This window comes from Lysobacter gummosus, from assembly GCF_001442805.1.
GTDB classification, from domain to species: Bacteria; Pseudomonadota; Gammaproteobacteria; order Xanthomonadales; family Xanthomonadaceae; genus Lysobacter; species Lysobacter gummosus.
Genome location: NZ_CP011131.1, coordinates 2908305 through 2926751, shown reverse-complemented (window position 1 = coordinate 2926751; position 18447 = coordinate 2908305). Strand labels below are relative to the sequence as shown.

At 66.5% G+C, this 18447-nt stretch carries 15 protein-coding genes; 10 read left to right on the top strand and 5 right to left on the bottom strand.

Translation table 11 applies throughout. The features are described 5' to 3' along the window. The first annotated feature begins 64 nt into the window (after positions 1-64). Positions 65-1525, top strand: a complete 1461-nt coding sequence (locus LG3211_RS11800) for an HD domain-containing phosphohydrolase (protein WP_057943020.1) — start codon at positions 65-67, stop codon at positions 1523-1525. A gap of 153 nt (positions 1526-1678) precedes the next feature. Then, the gene (locus LG3211_RS11795) at positions 1679-1900 is read left to right on the top strand and encodes a hypothetical protein (protein WP_057943019.1); all 222 of its coding nucleotides are present in this window, start codon (positions 1679-1681) and stop codon (positions 1898-1900) included. A 149-nt stretch (positions 1901-2049) separates the two neighbouring features. On the opposite strand, the gene LG3211_RS11790 is transcribed toward LG3211_RS11795, so the two are convergent. Further along, positions 2050-3720: a trypsin-like serine peptidase gene (locus tag LG3211_RS11790; protein WP_148648872.1), complete on the bottom strand. Its 1671-nt coding sequence runs from the start codon at positions 3718-3720 to the stop codon at positions 2050-2052. A gap of 515 nt (positions 3721-4235) precedes the next feature. On the opposite strand from LG3211_RS11790, the gene LG3211_RS11785 reads away from it, so the two are divergent. The 3 genes from LG3211_RS11785 (at position 4236) to lnt (ending at position 8510) form a co-directional block, all read left to right on the top strand. After that, positions 4236-5324, top strand: coding sequence for a hypothetical protein (locus LG3211_RS11785; protein WP_057943017.1), 1089 nt, complete (start codon positions 4236-4238; stop codon positions 5322-5324). 81 nt (positions 5325-5405) lie between these two features. After that, on the top strand, positions 5406-6023 hold the full coding sequence (locus LG3211_RS11780; RefSeq protein WP_057943016.1) for a hypothetical protein: 618 nt from the start codon (positions 5406-5408) through the stop codon (positions 6021-6023). A 39-nt stretch (positions 6024-6062) separates the two neighbouring features. Beyond that, positions 6063-8510 (top strand): apolipoprotein N-acyltransferase, encoded by a 2448-nt coding sequence (lnt, locus tag LG3211_RS11775; RefSeq protein WP_222837612.1) that lies wholly within the window; start codon positions 6063-6065, stop codon positions 8508-8510. Between the two features lie 60 nt (positions 8511-8570). Here the strand turns inward: lnt and serA are convergent, their stop codons facing one another. Continuing rightward, the gene (gene serA / locus LG3211_RS11770; RefSeq protein WP_057943015.1) at positions 8571-9812 is read right to left on the bottom strand and encodes a phosphoglycerate dehydrogenase; all 1242 of its coding nucleotides are present in this window, start codon (positions 9810-9812) and stop codon (positions 8571-8573) included. Positions 9813-9983: 171 nt separating this feature from the next. On the opposite strand from serA, the gene LG3211_RS11765 reads away from it, so the two are divergent. After that, a complete protein-coding gene (locus tag LG3211_RS11765; RefSeq protein WP_057943014.1) occupies positions 9984-11369 on the top strand; it encodes an FAD-binding oxidoreductase in 1386 nt (461 codons plus the stop codon). 24 nt (positions 11370-11393) lie between these two features. Here LG3211_RS11765 and LG3211_RS11760 read toward each other — a convergent pair whose 3' ends face one another. Together LG3211_RS11760 and LG3211_RS11755 are read right to left on the bottom strand one after the other, a co-directional pair. Further along, positions 11394-12173, bottom strand: a complete 780-nt coding sequence (locus tag LG3211_RS11760; protein WP_057943013.1) for a hypothetical protein — start codon at positions 12171-12173, stop codon at positions 11394-11396. 154 nt (positions 12174-12327) lie between these two features. After that, positions 12328-12774 carry a DUF1579 family protein gene (locus LG3211_RS11755; RefSeq protein ID WP_057943012.1) on the bottom strand — a complete coding sequence of 149 codons (447 nt, stop codon included), beginning with the start codon at positions 12772-12774 and terminating at the stop codon, positions 12328-12330. 261 nt (positions 12775-13035) lie between these two features. Between LG3211_RS11755 and paoA the strand changes: the two genes are divergently transcribed. The 4 genes from paoA to LG3211_RS11735 all read left to right on the top strand — a co-directional run bounded on the left by paoA (position 13036) and on the right by LG3211_RS11735 (position 17466). Next, positions 13036-13842, top strand: coding sequence for an aldehyde dehydrogenase iron-sulfur subunit PaoA (gene paoA, locus LG3211_RS11750; RefSeq protein WP_425479959.1), 807 nt, complete (start codon positions 13036-13038; stop codon positions 13840-13842). Further along, on the top strand, positions 13839-14789 hold the full coding sequence (locus LG3211_RS11745) for an FAD binding domain-containing protein (protein ID WP_057943010.1): 951 nt from the start codon (positions 13839-13841) through the stop codon (positions 14787-14789). Before paoA ends, LG3211_RS11745 begins: the two co-directional genes overlap by 4 nt. Positions 14790-14793: 4 nt before the next feature. Next, positions 14794-16992, top strand: a complete 2199-nt coding sequence (gene paoC, locus LG3211_RS11740) for an aldehyde oxidoreductase molybdenum-binding subunit PaoC (protein WP_057943009.1) — start codon at positions 14794-14796, stop codon at positions 16990-16992. A 78-nt stretch (positions 16993-17070) separates the two neighbouring features. Continuing rightward, the gene (locus LG3211_RS11735) at positions 17071-17466 is read left to right on the top strand and encodes a RidA family protein (protein ID WP_057943008.1); all 396 of its coding nucleotides are present in this window, start codon (positions 17071-17073) and stop codon (positions 17464-17466) included. A gap of 45 nt (positions 17467-17511) precedes the next feature. On the opposite strand, the gene LG3211_RS11730 is transcribed toward LG3211_RS11735, so the two are convergent. Continuing rightward, positions 17512-18438 (bottom strand): hydroxypyruvate isomerase family protein, encoded by a 927-nt coding sequence (locus LG3211_RS11730; RefSeq protein ID WP_057943007.1) that lies wholly within the window; start codon positions 18436-18438, stop codon positions 17512-17514. Positions 18439-18447 lie beyond the last annotated feature (9 nt).

Below are 18447 nucleotides of genomic sequence, written 5' to 3'. Positions count from 1 at the left end.
CCGAGGCCCGCGCGAGGGTGGCGGCGATAGACTTGCGCCTTGTCTTGTTACCGGAACGACACGCGTGGACGATTCCGCCGTCGCCCTGCTGGATGTGATCCGCGCCCTGGCCTTCGTGGGCGACCTCGCCATGGGCCAGCCCACCGATCATTCGCCGCGTGCGGCGTGGATCGCGGGGCGGCTGGCCGGCGAACTGGGCGCCGACCGCGCCGGCGTCGCGCGTGCCAGCGCGGTTTCGCTGCTGCGCTGGTCGGGTTGCACCGCCAATGCGCCGGAGTTCTCGCACTTGTTCGGCGACGATGTCGGCGGGCGCAAGGCCTTGCTCGCCAATCAGTCCTCCGGCAGCGGGTTTCGCGCCGGCACGCGCGGTAAAAGCTCGGCGTTCTTGTCGCTGTCGCGGATTCATTGCGAAGTCTCCGGAGACATCGCGGCGCAACTGGGCCTGGACGAAGAAACCCAGTTCGCCTGCCGCCATCTGTTCGAAAGCCACGACGGCAGCGGCGCGCCGGAAGGCTTGCGCGGCAATGAAATACCGGCCGCCGTCTACACGGCCTCGCTGGCCGGCGATCTGGATATTTTCAGCCGGCTCTACGGTTTGGACCAGGCGTGCCGGCTGATCGAGTCGCGCGCGGACGGTTTGTATCCCAAGGCGATGGCGACGGTGGCGATCGCGCACGCCGCCCAGTGGCTGGCCGCGCTCGACGACGAATCGGCGCTGTCCGGCGCGGATTCGATCGACGCCGCATTCGCTGGCCGCACCACGTCGTTGGAAATCCTCGCGCACGTGATCGACTTGAAGCTGCCGTGGATGACCGGCCACTCGCGCAGGACCGCCGAACTGGCGCGCAATGCGGCCGTGCGGCTGGGCCTGGATGGCGCTGGCCAGCAACGGCTGTACCGCGCCGCGCTGATTCACGGCATGGGCCGCGCGGCCGTGCCCAACATGATCTGGGACACGCCCGGCCGGCTGGCGCAATGGGCGTGGGAACGCGTGCGGCTGGCGCCGTACTGGACCGGTCGCGCCGCCAAACGCATCGGTTCGCTCGCCGACGAAGCGGCGATCGCCTCCTACGCCTACGAACGCGCCGACGGCTCCGGTTATTTTCGCGAAAGCAGGCGCAGCGACATCCCGCTGGAAGCGCGCATTCTCGCCGCCGCCACCGCGCTGGCCGCGCTGCGCTCGGCGCGGCCCTGGCGGGAGGCGTATTCCGACGCCGCCGCCGGCGATCTGCTGCTGAGCGATGCGGCCGCGGGCCGATACGATGTCGATGTCGTGCATGCGCTGCTCGAAAAACGGCGGCCGACGGCGTCGCCATCGCTTGCACCCGCGACCGGGCTGCTGACCGAGCGCGAGCGCGAAATCCTTCGCTGGGTCAGCCTGGGCGCCAGCAACAAGGTGGTGGCGCAGAAGTTGTCCATCAGTCCCAGCACGGTGCGCACGCATATCGAGAGCGTGTTTCGCAAACTCGGGTGCTCCACGCGCGCAGCGGCTACGTTGAAAGCGGCTCAGCTGGGTTTGCTGTAACGCCTGCAGCGAACGCGTCGCGCATTAACGATTCGTCAAAGGTGATGCGGCATCACAGTTCCCGATTCTGAATTGGGCGGCTGCGTTATTGCTGCGGCGCGGGTCTCTTTATGATGCGCGGCGTGTCCGTATTTCTGGTCAAGGCCCTTCGTTATGACCAAGTCCCGCAATGTCCTCGCCTCGGAACTGTTCACCCTGCGCTCCACGCTGCCGCTTTGGCGCAGGCAATTGGGCGGTGAGTCGGAATTCAGCGAGTTCCTGCATGGAAGGATCGATCGCCTGCTGTCCGAAGCCGGAGCCGACGATCGGCACTACGTGTTGACTCACGTCAATCAGATGCTGGCCACGCACGGCGTGGATCGCCAGTATTCCTGACGGGTCGCTGATTCGCTGTGTGTCGCCTGGGTGCATGCCGCTTGCGGCGTGCGATGTCTGGGCGGGGTCAGGCCATTGGTTCGCGGCTTCAGCACGCACAGCGAGCCGCTCCGGCATGGAGCGGCTCGCCGGTCCGATCGATGCTCGGATCAGTTGATGCCGTTGATGAAGGTCGCGCCGGTGGCGCCCGGATCGAGCCAATTGCTCAAGCGGGTAGCCGCGGTGCCGCCGCCGGTCCACGAAGTGAACACGCGGCCGTACTGGTCGCTGCGATTGCTGCCGGTGGCGCTGCAGCTCGACGGGCCACCGTGCAACTGGCCGATCACGCGCTTTTCAGGGCTGTACAACGGCGAGCCCGACGAACCCGGCTCGGTCACACCGCCCGTGGGCTGCCATTGCACGTTCAAGTGCGTGGTGCCGGCGCCGCCGCCCCAGGCCACGAACGAGGTCGGGCTGACGGACAGGCTGATGCGTTTCTCGGCGACATTCGGATGATGGATGCCGATGGCGCTCGGGAAGTTCTGGTTGCGGCGGTCCCAGCCGGCCCAGAACAGATTGAAGGCGGGATTGGCCGCGGTTCTGAGTTCCAGCAGAGTGAAATCGGAATTGGCCGAGGTCGCCCGCACCACCGAGCCGGACTGGCTCTGGTTCAGCAGTCCATCGCCGTCGGTCGCGTTAGGCGGCGTATTGGGCGCGCGACAGGTCGAGTTCTGGTAATTCCAGTACACCACGATACTGTTCGCGGCCGCCGCGGTGGTCATGCCGCAATGGTGCGCGGTGAGAAAGTACATCTTCTTGTTGTTGGCCGTGTTGTTGACCAGCGATCCGGTGCAGGCCAGCGATCCGTTCTTCGAATACACGCCCACCGAGCGGATGATGTCGCGACGGCCGTTGCCGTCGGGACAGACCACATCGACATTGCAGATGCCCGACGTGCCTTTCTCGCCGCTGGCTTGAGCCATGCGACGCGCGAGCGGGCCGAAGCCGACATAGTCGTGATTGATCTTGGTCAGTCGCAGCTTCAGTTGGCCGGCGCTGACGCGCGGCACCACCACTTCGATCACCGCTTCCTGGCCCGGGACGATCGCCGTCCACAGCTGGCCCATTTCATTGTTGTCGCGGTCGGTGTATTCGCGGATCAGTTCGCGGTCGCCGCCCTTGGTCTGGGTCGCCGGATAAATCAGCATGCGGCCGCCGGCCGGCATGTAGTACTGGGTGAAGCCGAAATTCAGCGACATCGCCTTGTCCGAACGCACGCGCTGGCGCCAGACCACATGATCGGCGTCGAGATCTTCCCATGCACCGGAATTCAGCGGCGTCATGTCCACCGTCATCGGAAAGGCGAAGCGGGGGATATCGCCGCGCTTGTCGCGCAGCCGGTCTTGCGCCTTCAATTTTTCGACGTCGACCGCGGGCATCGTGCGCAGCGCGATCTTGTCGATGGGCGAAACGTTCGGATGATCGAACGCCGCCGGAAGCGTCGTCGGCCCGGCAATCGCGGCGCCGATCGAAAGCGATAACAAAGCCAGGGAACCGTACAGTCGTTTCATGGTTCTTTCCTTCCTAGAGAGAGGGGCCTTCTCCACGACGCAGGCGCACGCATCCGGCAGTCCAAGCCGTGTGTGGCGGCGTGGCCAGCGAGAGGAGTCGGGCAATTGAAAGACGGTTGCGGAAGCACTCAACTGCGCGAGGCAGCGATCGACGGCGACCTCGGACGTGGCCCGGCTTGGCGGCCACAGCGCACCGTATGCCTGCCTCGCACTGCACAACAACGCGAAAAATCGTCGCGCGCACGCGGCTTCCGGACTCGCATCACGCATGTGGAATTAAAATTGTTCAGGTATCTGCACGCTGTCGTGCATGCGGTCGGATGCGTGAATTTTTCGGTGAGAAGTGGTGAGGCTGGATGCCGATTTTCGGCTGCTTTCAGAACCTCGTTCGCAGCGACGACTCATTGAAAAACTTAAAGCGTCTCGCCCGCATGCAAGAGGCCGCGCGGAGAATCTGTCCACCGCATTGATCGATCTGCGATCGCTCACCGCAGCCGAAGAGAATCGACGCACCGGAGAATTTCCTCGCCAGCGAAGCCCCGGGCATCTTCAGGCCGCCTGGATACAGTCCACTGCGCGCCATGTACGAAAACGTGATGCAGCCCTGCGTGGCTGTTGCAGCGCACATTGCACCGCCTGAAACCATACGCTAGCGTCCGGGGGCGATGGCAGGGGGAGCGACGCCGCGACATTCCAGGCGTCCTCGTCGTCAGTCGGACTTCGCGTTTTCTTATCGGACACCAACGGGTGTCCGCAGCGAACATCATCTCGAAGGGGAATTAAGGATGAAGACTCTGTTCCGCAACAAAGCGGGGCGGTTGCTTTCGGCTGTGGCGCTGCTCGCGCTCACCGCCCCCGCCATGGCCAACACCCTCAACCAGAACGTGTCGTGGACCATCGATCGCGCCGGCACCAGCACCAAGTATCGATCCGTCGCCTACGGCGATTCGATCTTCGCCGGCTACAACGGCTCGATCAGCAATGCGGGCAAGTACTCGGCGACGACGGTGGACGCCGAATACCTGTCGGCGCGCTGGAACGCCGACATCGAAAACGTTCGTCGCGCCAAGTCCGGCGCGGTGGCGCGCGATGTCTATGAAAACAAGATCGTGGCCGAGCGTTCCTACATGCAGGCCGCGTCCACCCGCGTGGTGAGTTTCGAGATGTGCGGCAACGACGGTCTGCAGGCGCGTTCGGCGTTCAAGTCGCAGACCGGAACCTGCGACTACAGCGGCATGGACGCGGCGATCAACTCGTGCAAGACCTACGTGGCGCTGGCGATGGACTACATCAACGCCAACGCGAACGCCAACACGCGGCTCAAGGTGGTGTCGAATCTGTACTACCCCGGTTACAACGCCGACAACGTGCAGAGTTCGTGCACCGACGCCGGCACCGGCCAGACGGTGAACATGCGCGACCGCTTCCTGCCCGCGATCGCCAAGATGAACTACTGGATGTGCGAATACGCCCGCCAGAAGGGCTTCAAGTGCGTGGACAGCTTCGCCCAGTACATGGGCGCGGACTACGACAGCAACGGCGACGGCCAGATCGATTCCGACGCGCTGCGCTACGTGCTCGGCGAAAGCGAGGCCAGCTATATCAACCGCACCGCGGTGACCCTGCGTGCGACCTTGCGCGACGCCAACACCAAGTTCGTTTCGTCCTCCAGTTCGTTCGATTACATCCAGTCCGACGACACCCATCCGACCTACACCGGCGGCACGGTGTCGGCCGGCCTGTGGGGCGGCACCACCGGCAGCGGCGCACCGCGTTATTCCAGCTTCACCAACGGCCGCAGCCCGATCTGGAACCAGTACGGGCACGAGCGCATGGGTTGGGCCTTGTCGGTCTATCAGCCGGCCAGCCCCTGATCCAGGCCTGCGACGGACTATCGAGCCGTGGCCGAGCGCCGCCATCGGCATGCCCCGCCGTCCCGAGCGGACGGCGAGGGCATGCGTGTGATTCCGAAAGCGTCCGCTGCCCGCGGCAGGGCGCTGCCGTGGGTGGTGGCCGTCGTCGTGATCGTGGTGGCGCTGGTGGCGTGGCTGTGGATGCGCGAACCGGTGCGCGACGTGAGCACCGTCGTCACGCAGGCTGGGACGGATCGCGACGTGGCGACAGCTCCGGCCGACGACCGGTCTGTATCTACACGCCGCACACAACAAGCCGCGTCGTTGCGACAAGCGCAGGACATGCCGAGCAACGATCCGGACGATTTGGCTTCCTACTTCCAGCCCGGCGATCCGGAACCCACCGGCGCGCAGGTCATCGAGGCCTTGCAGCAGGCCGGCGTGCGCACCGGCCTGGGCGCGTTCAACCCGCCCGGTACGAGTCCGCCGCTGATCGGGCTGGCGGTGCCGGAAGGCTACGAACTGCCGCAAGGCTACGTCCGCCATCATCAGGTTACCGACGAGGGCGTACCCATCGAACCGATCCTGATGTTTTCGCCCGATTTCATTCTGCGCGACGCGCAGGGCCGGCCGATGGCGATGCCGGCCGACCGCGTCGTGCCGCCGGCGCTCGCGCCACCGGGGATGCCGCAGCGGCAGATCCGGATCCCACCGCGCTGACACCGCTACACGGAGTGTTTCGATTTGATCCAGGAGCGGTTGTCCCCGTCCCGCTGGCGTAGTCTCGCCGGCCTTCTCGCCACCGCCTTGTTGCTCGGCCTGTACGCTCGCGGCGGTCTCGCCTGGGGCCTGGGCTTCGTCGCGCTGGTGCCGTGGCTGCTCACGCTAAGCAGCGACCGGCCGACGCTGCGCGTGCTGGCGAACGCGGCGCTGATGAGCATCGCCTTCGTGGCCGCGGTGTTCTATTGGTTCGGCGCGGCGATCGGCGCCTATACCGGCGTGGGTGCGCCGACCGCGACGCTGGTGCTGCTGGTGTTCGCGCCGCTGCTGCAGCCGCAATTCATCGCCTTCGCGCTGGTGCGCCACTGGGCCGGACGCCGCTACGGACCTTGGCTGCGCGCCTTGGCCGCCGCCAGCGCATGGGTCGCGTGCGAATGGCTGGTGGCCAAGCCCCTGGGCGATACGATGGGACACGGCTTGTTTCCGTCGGCCGTGCTGCGTCAGGTCGCCGACCTCGGCGGCGCCGCGGGCATCACCGTGTTGTTGCTGCTGGTCAACGAGGCGATCGCCTTCGCCATCGAACAGCGCGGCCGCGGCGTGCGCGCGTGGCTGCGGCCGCTCGCGGCGGCGACGGGCATCGTGGCGTGCATGGCCGGTTACGGCGCGATGCGACGCGCGGATTTGCAGGCGGCCGTGGCCGATAACGCGCCGACGCTGCGCGTGGCCATGGTCCAGGCCAACATCACCGACTACGAACGCCTGCGCAAGCAGATCGGCGCTTACGGCGTGGTGCGGCGTGTGCTCGATACGCATTACGCGCTCTCATGGTCGGCGATCCGCGACCATCGGGCCGACGTGCTGCTGTGGTCGGAAACCGTGTATCCGACCACTTTCGGCCATCCGCGCAGCGAAGACGGCGCTGCGCTCGACCGCGAGATCCAGGGTTTCGTCGATGCGGCCGGCGTGCCGCTGGTGTTCGGCACCTACGATCGCGACGGGCAGGGCGAGTACAACGCGGCCGCGTTCCTCGAACCCGGCAAGGGCTTGCTCGGCTTTTATCGCAAGACCCATCCGTTCCCGCTGACCGAGCACGTGCCGCGCTGGCTGGACGGGCCGCGCTTGCGCGGCTGGCTGCCGTGGACCGGTACCTGGAACCCGGGCGACGGCGCGCGCGTGCTGCCGCTGCGCAGCGCGGACGGGCGCGAGGTCAGCGTGGTGCCGCTGATCTGCCTGGACGATGTGCACAGCGATCTGGCCATCGACGGCGCGCGGCTCGGGGCGCAGGCCATCGTCGGCATCTCGAACGATTCCTGGTTCACCGCGTATCCGGTCGGCGCTCGCCTGCATCTGGCGGTCGCGGCGTTCCGCAGCATCGAAACGCGGCTGCCGCAGGTGCGCGTCACCACGAACGGATTCAGCGCGATCATCGACGACACCGGCGAGGTGCTGGCGAACACCTCCATCGGCGATCAGGCCGTGCTGACCGCCTTCATCAGCGCCCGCGATCCGTCGCCGACCTTGATGGTGCGCTGGGGCGATTGGGTCGGACGCGCGGGCGCGGTGTTCCTGCTCGCGCTGGCGGCGCTGGCAGCGTGGCGGGCCTTGCGCCGCCGCGCCATTGCCGCACCGAAGGTGGAATCGGCCATCGAGGTCGTGGTGCTCACGCCGTTCTGGCGTGCGCTGACCGGCGCGTTGCGGCTGTGCGCGGGCGCGGGGCTGGTGTGGCTGGCCTTCGACATGCTGGCGCGCATCGGCCTGCAGATTCAGTCCTTGTCGCAGTTGTGGATATTCGCCGCGGCGGTGTTGGCGCCGGCGGTGGCCGCGTGGGCTGTCGAACGCGCGTTCGCCGCGCAAGCGCGCATCGAGGGCTCGCTGCTGGTGCTGGATCAACGCCGGCAACGGATCGAACTCCCTGTGGCATCGATCTCTGCGCTGCGGCCCTGGCGCATCCCGTTGCCGGGCAGCGGCGTCGATGTGCGCCTGGGTTCCGGTCCCTGGTGGACGCGGGGGTTGGCGCTGACGCGTGCGCATGCATTGCAGCGGATGCTGGCCGCGACCGGCGTGCCGGTTCGCCTGGAAGGCCGCTTCGCGGCCGCTCTGGCCGATCGGGCCCAGGCCCGCGCGGACGCACGCCGCCGGATCGATCACCCGCTGCTGAAATTCGCGCTGTTCCCGCTGCTGTTGGCGCTGGTCGCCTTCCGCCTGCACCAGGTCATCGCCTTCGGCGGCGCGTTCGGCGAGTACTACACCTTTGGCTTGGCGGCGTATCTCAGCGGATTGCTGATCTGGTGGGCATCGTGGTCGATCGGTCTGATGCTGTTCGCCGCCGTGCTGCGGATCGCGATCGAAACCGCCGTGGTACTGGCCATGGCCTTGCGATCCGCGCACGCGGCCGCCCTGCGCGACGCGCTGGAATGGCTGAGCCGTGTGGTGTTCTACCTCGGCGTGCCGGCCTGGCTGGCGTGGCGCCTGTTGGCTATGGGCTGAAGGCCGAGTCCTGCCGGCCCCGCGCCAAAGCAGGCGGTGAAACCACCGCCTGCCGCTGACTCAGTACAGCACCCGCGTCCGCAGCGTGCCCGGAACCGCCGCCAGCGCTTCCTTCAACACCGAGGTCTGTTCCTCGGATGCGGTCGCATCGATCACGACATAGCCCACCTTGGCATCGGTGCGCAGATACTGGCCGTCGATGTTGACCTTGTGCGCGCTGAACAAGTCGTTGATCTGCGACAGCACGCCCGGCACGTTGCGATGGATATGCAGGAAGCGGTGGCTGCCGTCGTGGCCGGGCAGGGTGACCTCGGGGAAGTTCACCGCCGACAGCGTCGAGCCGTTGTCGCTGTAGCGCACCAGCTTTGCCGCCACTTCCAGGCCGATGTTGTCCTGGGCTTCCAGCGTGCTGCCGCCGACGTGCGGGGTCAGGATGACGTTGTCCATCCCGACCAGCGGCGAAACGAAGCTGTCGTCGTTGCCCTTGGGCTCCACCGGGAACACGTCGATCGCCGCGCCGCCGATGTGGCCGGATTTCAACGCCGCGGCCAGTGCGTCGATGTCGACCACGGTGCCGCGCGATGCATTGAGAAGGTGCGCGCCCGGCTTCATCGACGCGATCTGCGCCGCGCCGATCATGCCTTGCGTGGACGAGGTCTCCGGCACGTGCAGCGTGACCACGTCCGAGCGCCGCAGCAGATCGTCGAGACTGCTCGCGTGCCGCGCATTGCCCAGCGACAGCTTGGTCTCGATGTCGTGGAAGATGACGTTCATGCCGATGCCTTCGGCCAGCACGCCCACCTGCGTGCCGATGTGGCCGTAGCCGACGATGCCCAGCGTCTTGCCGCGCACTTCGTGGCTGCCGGCGGCCGATTTCGACCAGCCGCCGCGGTGGCATTCGGCGTTCTTCTGCGGAATGCCGCGCATCAGCAGGATCGCCTCGGCGATGACCAGCTCGGCAACGCTGCGGGTGTTGGAATAGGGGGCGTTGAAGACCGGGATGCCGGCCAGTTCGGCCGCTTCCAGGTCGACCTGGTTGGTGCCGATGCAGAAGCAGCCCACCGCGACCAGGCGGCGCGCGTTGGCGATCACCTCGGCGGTCAGGTGCGAGCGCGAACGGATGCCGACGATGTGCGCCTCGGCGATGCGGCGCTTGAGCTCGTCTTCCGGCAGGGACTTTTCGTGGTACTCGATCTGCGTGTAACCGGCGGCGCGGAAGGTATCGACTGCGGTCTTGCTGACCCCTTCCAGCAACAGAACGCGGATGTCCTGCAGGGGGTACGAGGTTTTCTTGATCGCCATTGCGCAAAGAGTGGGGAAGGGGGGCGGACAGCCACAATGCCAGAAGCTGCGGCTTTTTGCTGCGATGCGGCAACGGCCCGGATCGGGCCCCCGGGGCGACCCCGGCCGGAGCCTGGATTGGCCGCGGCATCGCTGGCATGCTCGCCGTCTGCCCACCTCCCCCCGACCCCGATGACCGATCCGCGCCTGGAAGGTTTGCGCCGCGACGCGCCAGACCTGCGCCTGAAGACCGATGCCGCCGACCTGGAACACTACGGCCGCGACTGGACCCGCCGCTGGACCCCGGCGCCGCTCGCGATCGCCTTGCCGGCTTCCATCGAGGAAGTGCAGGCCATCGTGCGCTGGGCCAACGTCCACCGCGTGGCCCTGGTGCCCTCCGGCGGCCGCACCGGCCTGTCCGGCGGCGCGGTGGCGGCTCAGGGGGAACTGGTGATCAGCCTGGAGCGGATGAACCGCGTACTGGCCTTCGACCCGGCCGACCGCACCCTGACCGTGCAGCCCGGCATCGCCCTTGAGGCCGTGCACAACGCCGCGCGCGAGCACGGCCTGACGTATCCGGTGGATTTCGCCGCACGCGGTTCGTGCTCGATCGGCGGCAACATCGCCACCAACGCCGGCGGCATCCGCGTGATCCGCTACGGCAACACGCGCGAGTGGATCACCGGTCTCAAGCTGGTCACCGGTTCCGGCGAACTGCTGGATCTCAACCGCGGCCTGGTGAAGAACTCCAGCGGCTACGACCTGCGCCACCTGGCCATCGGTTCGGAGGGAACCCTGGGCGTCGTCGTCGAGGCCACGCTGCGGTTGACCGACCCGCCGCCGCCGACCAACGTCATGCTGCTGGCGCTGCCGTCGTTCGACGTGCTGATGAAAGTCTTCACCGCCTTCCGCGAGCGCCTGCAACTGGAGGCGTTCGAGTTCTTCACCGATCACGCGCTGCGGCACGTGCTGGCGCACGGCGCGCAGGCGCCGTTCGAGCAGACCCATCCGTACTACGTGGTCACCGAATTCGCGATCGGCGACGAAGCCCGCGAAGCCGCGGCGATGGCTGCGTTCGAGGATTGCATGGAACACGGCTGGGTCAGCGACGGCGTGATCAGCCAGAGCGATGCGCAGGCCGCGCAATTGTGGCGTCTGCGCGAAGGCATCTCGGAAAGCCTGGCGCCGCGCAAGCCGTACAAGAACGACGTCTCGGTGCGGATCTCGGCGATGCCGGCGTTCCTGGAAGAAACCCAGGCCTTGCTGGGCGGCGCCTACCCGCATTTCGAGGTGGTGTGGTTCGGCCACATCGGCGACGGCAACCTGCATATCAACGTGCTCAAGCCCGAGGACGTATCCGACGCCGATTTTGTCGCCCAGTGCGAGCAGGTGACCAAGCTGCTCGCCGCGTCGCTGCAACGCCACGGTGGCAGCATTTCGGCCGAACACGGCATCGGCCTGGTCAAGAAAGCTTATCTGGGCAGCACGCGCAGCGCGGCGGAGATCGCGGTGATGCGCGGGATCAAGCAGGTGCTGGACCCCAACGGGCTGATGAATCCGGGCAAGTTGTTCGACTGATGACCGGGCGCCTCGGCGCCGTGGTCATGCCTTTGGTATCGTCGCGAATCTCGCCGTCTTGACCATGCGCTGCGCGCGGCGGCCGGTGCGGCCTTGCTTGAGGATCCTGCGTTTCCGGGCCAGCGCATCGCCTTCGTGTTCGTAGGTCAGGTTGTCGGCCTTCTTCGGGTCGAAGTAGCCGATGTAGCCGCCGTGCGCGACGCCGAAGGAGGGCAGGCGATGAGCCGTCTTTCCCCGTATCGCCGCACCCATGAAGTTGTTGCGCGAACCCGGTTCCGCTGAAGGCGTGAAGTACAACGGCAGCACGAAGTCCGACACCTCGATTGCGTCGATCGCATAGGACTGGGCCTGCACGGCGTCGCACATCTCGAACCAATGGAACACGTCGCGGTCGCGGCCTTCGGGATGCGGGCCCTGCACGACCAGATTGATCTGCGGATCGGCGATCATTTCCAGCGCTTCGTGCGAGAGGCTGACGGTCCAGTCTTCCTGCAGGCCCTGGCTCAGATCCAGGTACACCACGCCGGCCGGGACGCCGCGGAAGTCGGTGTCGTGCGCGCCGCCCAGGTCCTTGTTGAACTTGTCCAGCACGTAGAGCACGCCGTCGCCGCGCATGTTCAGCGGATCGAACTTGAAACGCTGCTTGCCCTTGCGAGCCGTGTGTCCCTCCAGGCGCAGTGTCGCGCCGAAGCTCCAGTAAGGCTCGAAATCGCGTTCGATCTGGACATTGATCGCCCGGATCACCTTCTGCATATGGATGTCGGTGACGGCGCCGTGGCTCAGGTTGAATACCGAAATGATCATGGCCTGTCCCGTGTTGGCTCGAACACCTCAGGCCAACGTCAGGCGTGGGACGGACAGGCCAAAACCGAGCGTATGCGGGCCATCGCGCGGCTCGGGGACGCCGCCGCGACGTTCCGCACACGCTCGACCCCGGGGATTTCGCGGATGCTTTCGCTCAGTCGCCGATCTTGCGCGAAACGACATCGAAGCCGCCTGCGGGCCACTGCCATCGGCCGGTGATGGTCCGGCCGTCCTCGCTCAGCTGTCCCTTGAAGAAGTTGTCCGAGTCCTTGTCGCCGAACCAGGTCCAGCAGGTGCCGTCGTCGTCGACCTGATGGGTGTAGGTGAAATTGCTGCCGTCGTCGGCCAGAAGGTGGGAACGCAGGGTCTGCGTTTGGTCGTCCCAGGTGACGTATTCGATCCCGGACAGCTTGCGCCCGCGCGGGGTCGTCGCCTCGAACTCCTGGATGAGGTAGTGGCCGCCCAGCCCCATCCGGTAGGTCGAAGTGCCCGGGACCGGGCCTTCGTTCTTCCACGTGCCCAACAGATGCGCGAGTCGCTTCAGCGCGGGGTGCGGCGTCAGCGGAAGCTGCGCTGCTCGATGGTTGTTGTTGTCTGCCATGGGGCCTCCTTCCGGCCTTGCGCCTGTGATGGCCCCTGATCGGCCGGGGCTCTTCTTGACGACGTATGGGCCAGGGGCGGATCGACATTCCGATTAAAGAACTTCGGAGCCCGGGGTTGTTCGGACGGACGCATAGTCGGTTCTTCACGCTGTCAGCGGATCGGGCTGTCGAGCCAACGCGCATTTTGCGGCGCACAATTTTTGCCAAGCCTTCGGCAAAACCAATCGATGTCACGGAAATGATAGGCACGCTGACGCACGATGGCTCGCACAGATCTACTAAAAGATCAGGCCCGAGCTGCGCTAGTATCGAGCAGTTCTTCGCAACAGCGCCGAGCGTCCGCTCGATCGAACGCGTCGCGCGCTTATGGTTTTACTCTTCTGCCTGTTATGCCAGCTATCGCTAGCCTAGAAGGAGCCGCGTGCGTGGACAGCTTGCTCAAACTCGGTATCACGCGTAGGGAATTGCTCAAGGCCGGTGCCGCATCGGCCACCGCCATCGCCGCGCCCTCGGTGGCGTTCGCCAAGGCGCAGGACGATCCGCCGCAGCCGCCGGTGATGGCGACGGTGGCGTTCGAGGTCAACGGCAAGCCCGAGACGCTCGAACTGGACACGCGAACCAGCCTGCTGGACGCGCTGCGCGAACACTTGCACCTGACCGGCACCAAGAAAGGCTGCGACCACGGCCAGTGCGGCGCCTGCACGGTGATGGTCGATGGCCGGCGCATCAACGCCTGCCTGAGCCTGGCGGTGATGCACGAGGGCGATCGCATCACCACCATCGAAGGCCTGGGCACGCCGCAGAAGCTGCATCCGATGCAGGCTGCCTTCATCAAGCACGACGGCTATCAGTGCGGCTATTGCACGCCCGGCCAGATCTGCTCGGCGGTGGCGATGCTGGGCGAGATCAAGAACGGGGTGCCGAGCCTGGTCAGCGATAAATTGACCGCGCGGCCCAAGGTCAGCGCCGAGGAGATCCGCGAGCGCATGAGCGGCAACATCTGCCGTTGCGGCGCGTACTCCAACATCGTCGATGCGATCGTCGAAGTCGCCGGGAGGTCCGCATGAAGGCCTTCACCTATGAGCGCGCGTCCTCGCCGGCGCAGGCCGCCGCCGCGGCCGCCAGCAAGCCCGGCGCCCGGTTCATTGCCGGCGGGACGAATCTGCTGGACCTGATGAAGCTGGAAGTGGAGACGCCCGCGCACCTGATCGACGTCAATCCGCTCAAGCTGGACACGATCGAGCCCACGCCCGAGGGTGGGCTGAAGATCGGCGCGCTGGTGCGCAATACCGATCTGGCCTCCGACGCGCGTGTTCGCCGCGACTATGCGCTGGTATCGCGCGCGCTCGTCGCCGGCGCCTCCGGGCAACTGCGCAACAAGGCCACGACCGCGGGCAACCTGCTGCAGCGCACGCGCTGCCCGTATTTCTACGACACCCACCAGCGCTGCAACAAGCGCAATCCCGGCAGCGGTTGCGCCGCGCTGGGCGGTGTCAGCCGGCAGCTGGCCGTGATCGGCGGCAGCGACGCCTGCATCGCGACCCATCCCAGCGACATGGCCGTGGCCATGCGCGCCCTGGACGCGACCGTGCAGACGGTGCAGGGCGACGGCACCGAACGCACTATTCCGATTGCGCAGTTCTATCGCGCTCCGGCCAATACGCCGCATCTCGATACCGTGTTGGGCAAAGGCGAGTTGATCACCTCGGTCACTTTGCCCAAGCCGGTCGAGGGCGCTCACATCTATCGCAAGGTCCGCGACCGGGCCTCGTATGCGTTCGCATTGGTGTCGATCGCCGCGGTGATCCAGCGCGACGGCAGCGGCCGCGTCGCGGTCGGCGGTGTCGCGTACGCGCCTTGGCGCAGCGAAGCGGCCGAATCGCAGCTTCCCAACGGCGCCAAGGCCGTGACCGAGCGGCTGTTCGCCGGTGCCAAGCCCACCGAGCACAACGGCTTCAAGCTGCTGCTGGCCGAGCGCACGCTCGGCGCGGTGCTGGCGCAGGCGAAGGAGTGATGCCATGAAGTTCGATACCCCCGCCACGAAAAACCCCATCGACCAGCTCAAGGTGGTCGGCAAGCCGCTGGACCGCATCGATGGTCCGCTGAAGACCACCGGCACCGCGCCGTATGCCTACGAGCAGCACGAAGCGGTGCCCAACGCCGCCTACGGCCATGTGATCGGGGCCGGCATCGCCAAGGGCAACATCATGTCGATGGACCTGGACGCCGCGCGCAAGGCGCCGGGCGTGCTGGCCATCGTGACCGCCGCCAATGCCGGAAAACTGACCAAGGGCGACTTCAACACCGCCAGGCTGCTCGGCGGCCCGGCGATTCAGCACTATCACCAGGCGGTCGCGCTGGTGGTGGCGGAAACCTTCGAACAGGCGCGCGCCGCCGCCGGTCTGGTGCGCATTCGCTACGACCGCACCGGCGGCGCGTTCGACCTGACGGCGGCCAAGAAGTCGGCGGTGATCTCCGAGCGCGAGCAACCCGACATCGCCGTGGGCGATTTCGCCGGCGCGTTCGCCGCCGCGCCGGTGCAACTGGACGCCACTTACACCACGCCCGACCAGTCGCACGCGATGATGGAGCCGCACGCATCGATCGCCGCCTGGGACGGCGACAAGCTCACGCTGTGGACCTCCAACCAGATGATCGCCTGGGGCCGCGGCGATGTCGCCAAGACCCTGGGCATACCGAAGCAGAACGTTCGCCTGGTCTCGCCGTTTATAGGCGGCGGCTTCGGCGGCAAGCTGTTCGTGCGAGCCGATGCCGTGCTCGCGGCGCTGGGCGCACGCGCGGCCGGGCGCCCGGTCAAGGTCGCGTTGCCGCGGCCGCTGATCGCCAACAACACCACGCATCGTCCGGCCACGATCCAGCGCATCCGCATCGGCGCGGCGAAGGACGGCACGATCACCGCCATCGGCCACGAAAGCTGGTCCGGCGATCTGCCCGGCGGGGGACTTGAGAACGCGATCCAGCAATCGCGGCTGCTCTATGCCGGCGCCAATCGCATGATGCAGGCGCGGCTGGCCACGCTGGATCTGCCCGAAGCCAACGCGATGCGCGCGCCCGGCGAAGCGCCGGGATTGATGGCGCTGGAAATCGCCATGGACGAAATGGCGGAGAAGCTGGGCATGGACCCGGTGGAATTCCGCATCCGCAACGACACCCAGGTGGATCCGGAGAAGCCCGAGCGCCCGTTCTCGCAGCGCCAGTTGGTGCAGTGCCTGCGCACCGGCGTCGAACGCTTCGGCTGGAGCAAGCGCAACGCGAAGCACGGCAGCGTGCGCGACGGCCGCTGGCTGCTGGGCATGGGAATGGCGGCGGGGTTCCGCAACAACCTGGTGATGAAATCCGGCGCCCGCGTGCGCCTGGGCGGCGACGGCAAGGTCACGGTGGAAACCGACATGACCGATATCGGCACGGGCAGCTACACCATCATCGGCCAGACCGCCGCGGAGATGATGGGCGTGCCGCTGGACAAGGTGGTCGTGCGGCTGGGCGATTCGGATTTCCCGGTCGCCGCCGGCTCGGGCGGGCAGTGGGGCGCCAACAGCTCCACCGCGGGCGTGTATGCCGCTTGCATGAAGTTGCGCCAAGTTGTCGCCGCCAAGCTGGGCTTCGATCCGGAGAAAGCCGCCTTCGCCGACGGCAAGGTCAGCGCGGACGGCCGCAGCGTTTCGCTGGCCAAGGCCGCCGAGTCCGGCGAGGTGGTGGTGGAAGACAGCATCGAGTTCGGCGATCTGGCGAAGAAGTTCCAGCAATCGACCTTCGCCGCGCATTTCGTCGAAGTCGGCGTGGACATCGCCACCGGCGAATCGCGCATCCGCCGCATGCTGGCGGTGTGCGCGGCCGGGCGCATCCTCAATCCCAAGCAGGCCCGCAGCCAGGTGATCGGCGCGATGACGATGGGCATCGGCGGCGCGCTGTCGGAAGAACTGGCGGTGGACAAGCGCCTGGGCTTCTTCGTCAACCACGACCTGGCCGGTTATGAGGTCGCCGTGCATGCCGATGTGCCGCACCAGGAAGTGATTTTCCTCGACGAGGCCGACGACAAGTCTTCGCCGATGAAAGCCAAGGGCGTGGGCGAGCTGGGCCTGTGCGGCGTAAGCGCGGCCATCGCTAACGCCATCCACAACGCCACCGGCATCCGCGTGCGCGAGTATCCGATCACCCTGGACAAGCTGCTGCCGCATCTGCCTGCGATGGGGTGACCGTTTCCGTGCGGCTTGCCGGCGGGTGAACAATGACTGTTGCCCGGTTCCCGCCACAGTCAACAGAACAGGTAATCAATGGCGCTCAAATGCATCAACCCCGTCGATCTGCCGGCGCCGCAAAGCTACACCCAGGTCGTCGTCGCGACCGGAAGCAAGCTGGTATTCGTCTCGGGCCAGGAGCCGGAAGACAGCGACGGCAATCTGGTGGGCCCGGGCGATCTCGCGGTTCAGGCGCGCCAGGTCTACGCCAATCTCGGCCGCGCACTGGCCGCCGCCGGCGCCGGGCCCGAGCACGTCGCAAGAATCACGATCTACGTCGTCAACTACGAACGCGATGCATGCCTGCCGATTATCGAAGCAGCCCGCAAGACGCTGTTCGGCGATCACAAGCCGGCCGATGTGGTGCTCGGCGTGACGTCGCTGTCCCCGGGCTATCTGATCGAGGTCGATGCGATCGCGGTCATCGATTGACCGCGTCGCTGAGAGCTTTCCGCGCTCGACAAAGCCGAAGGCCGCTCAGAAGTCGTCGCTGCGCCGGTAAGCCTCGATCAAACGCCGCTCGCCCTCGACCCCGGGCGAGGCGTTGCCGTGTTCCATGCCGAACACGAAGTCCCGGCCTTCCTTGTGCATGCGCTCGTGGATGTAGGCGAAGATGTTGCGATAGTTGACCTCGCCGGTGCCCGGTTCCTTGCGGCCCGGAACGTCGCCGATCTGGAAGTAGGCGATTTCGTCCCAGGCCAGGTCGATGTGGTGGATCAGGTTTCCTTCGTTTCGCTGCAGGTGATAGATGTCGTAGAGGATCTTGCAGGCCGGACTGTTCACGGCGCGGGCGATGGCGTAGGCCTGCGCGGAGGTGCGCAGGAACAGCTCGGGCCGGTCGCTCAGCGGTTCCATCACCATGGTCAGGCCGTGCGGCTCCATCACCTCGGCGCCGGCGCGGATCGCGTCGATCACGTGGCCGGTCTGGATGTCCACGGGCAACCTGGCCTCGAAGAAGCCGGGCACGATGGTCATCCATTTCGCGTTGACGCGCTTGGCCGTCGCCACCGCATCGCGGCAGGTCTTGACGAAGGCCTCGCGGAATTCCTTCTTGCCGGTGGTGTAGGACACCTTCCAGTTGTCGCCGGCGTCGATCACGAACACGCCCATGGTCATGCCGTTGCCGGCGAGGGTCTCGCCGATGCGTTCCTGCAAGGCCACCGGGCGTTGCATCAGTTCGTTGTCTTCATACGCCTTGAAGCCGGCCTGGGCCATGTAACGAATCTGCGCGATCGGATCCTTGCCCGCCGAGGCTTCGAACATGCCCAGGTGCGGGGCGTACTTGAGCTTGAAGTCCGGGGCGGGCCCATGCGTCGCCGGTTTCGCGCCGGCGGCCGCCATCGAAGGCAACACGGTGGCGGCCGCGGCGGCGGCGGTCGATTGGAGGAAGGCGCGTCGTTGCATGGGCGGGTC

Excerpts from the sequence above, each read along its gene's own strand:
- LG3211_RS11765 (WP_057943014.1), top strand. The coding sequence starts at position 9,984 with ATGACCGATCCGCGCCTGGAAGGTTTGCGCCGCGACGCGCCAGACCTG.
- LG3211_RS11760 (WP_057943013.1), bottom strand. The coding sequence starts at position 12,173 with ATGATCATTTCGGTATTCAACCTGAGCCACGGCGCCGTCACCGACATC.
- serA (WP_057943015.1), bottom strand. The coding sequence starts at position 9,812 with ATGGCGATCAAGAAAACCTCGTACCCCCTGCAGGACATCCGCGTTCTG.
- LG3211_RS11745 (WP_057943010.1), top strand. The coding sequence starts at position 13,839 with ATGAAGGCCTTCACCTATGAGCGCGCGTCCTCGCCGGCGCAGGCCGCC.
- paoC (WP_057943009.1), top strand. The coding sequence starts at position 14,794 with ATGAAGTTCGATACCCCCGCCACGAAAAACCCCATCGACCAGCTCAAG.
- LG3211_RS11755 (WP_057943012.1), bottom strand. The coding sequence starts at position 12,774 with ATGGCAGACAACAACAACCATCGAGCAGCGCAGCTTCCGCTGACGCCG.
- LG3211_RS11735 (WP_057943008.1), top strand. The coding sequence starts at position 17,071 with ATGGCGCTCAAATGCATCAACCCCGTCGATCTGCCGGCGCCGCAAAGC.
- LG3211_RS11730 (WP_057943007.1), bottom strand. The coding sequence starts at position 18,438 with ATGCAACGACGCGCCTTCCTCCAATCGACCGCCGCCGCCGCGGCCGCC.
- paoA (WP_425479959.1), top strand. The coding sequence starts at position 13,036 with ATGGCTCGCACAGATCTACTAAAAGATCAGGCCCGAGCTGCGCTAGTA.
- LG3211_RS11790 (WP_148648872.1), bottom strand. The coding sequence starts at position 3,720 with ATGCGTGATGCGAGTCCGGAAGCCGCGTGCGCGCGACGATTTTTCGCG.
- LG3211_RS11780 (WP_057943016.1), top strand. The coding sequence starts at position 5,406 with ATGCGTGTGATTCCGAAAGCGTCCGCTGCCCGCGGCAGGGCGCTGCCG.
- LG3211_RS11795 (WP_057943019.1), top strand. The coding sequence starts at position 1,679 with ATGACCAAGTCCCGCAATGTCCTCGCCTCGGAACTGTTCACCCTGCGC.
- LG3211_RS11785 (WP_057943017.1), top strand. The coding sequence starts at position 4,236 with ATGAAGACTCTGTTCCGCAACAAAGCGGGGCGGTTGCTTTCGGCTGTG.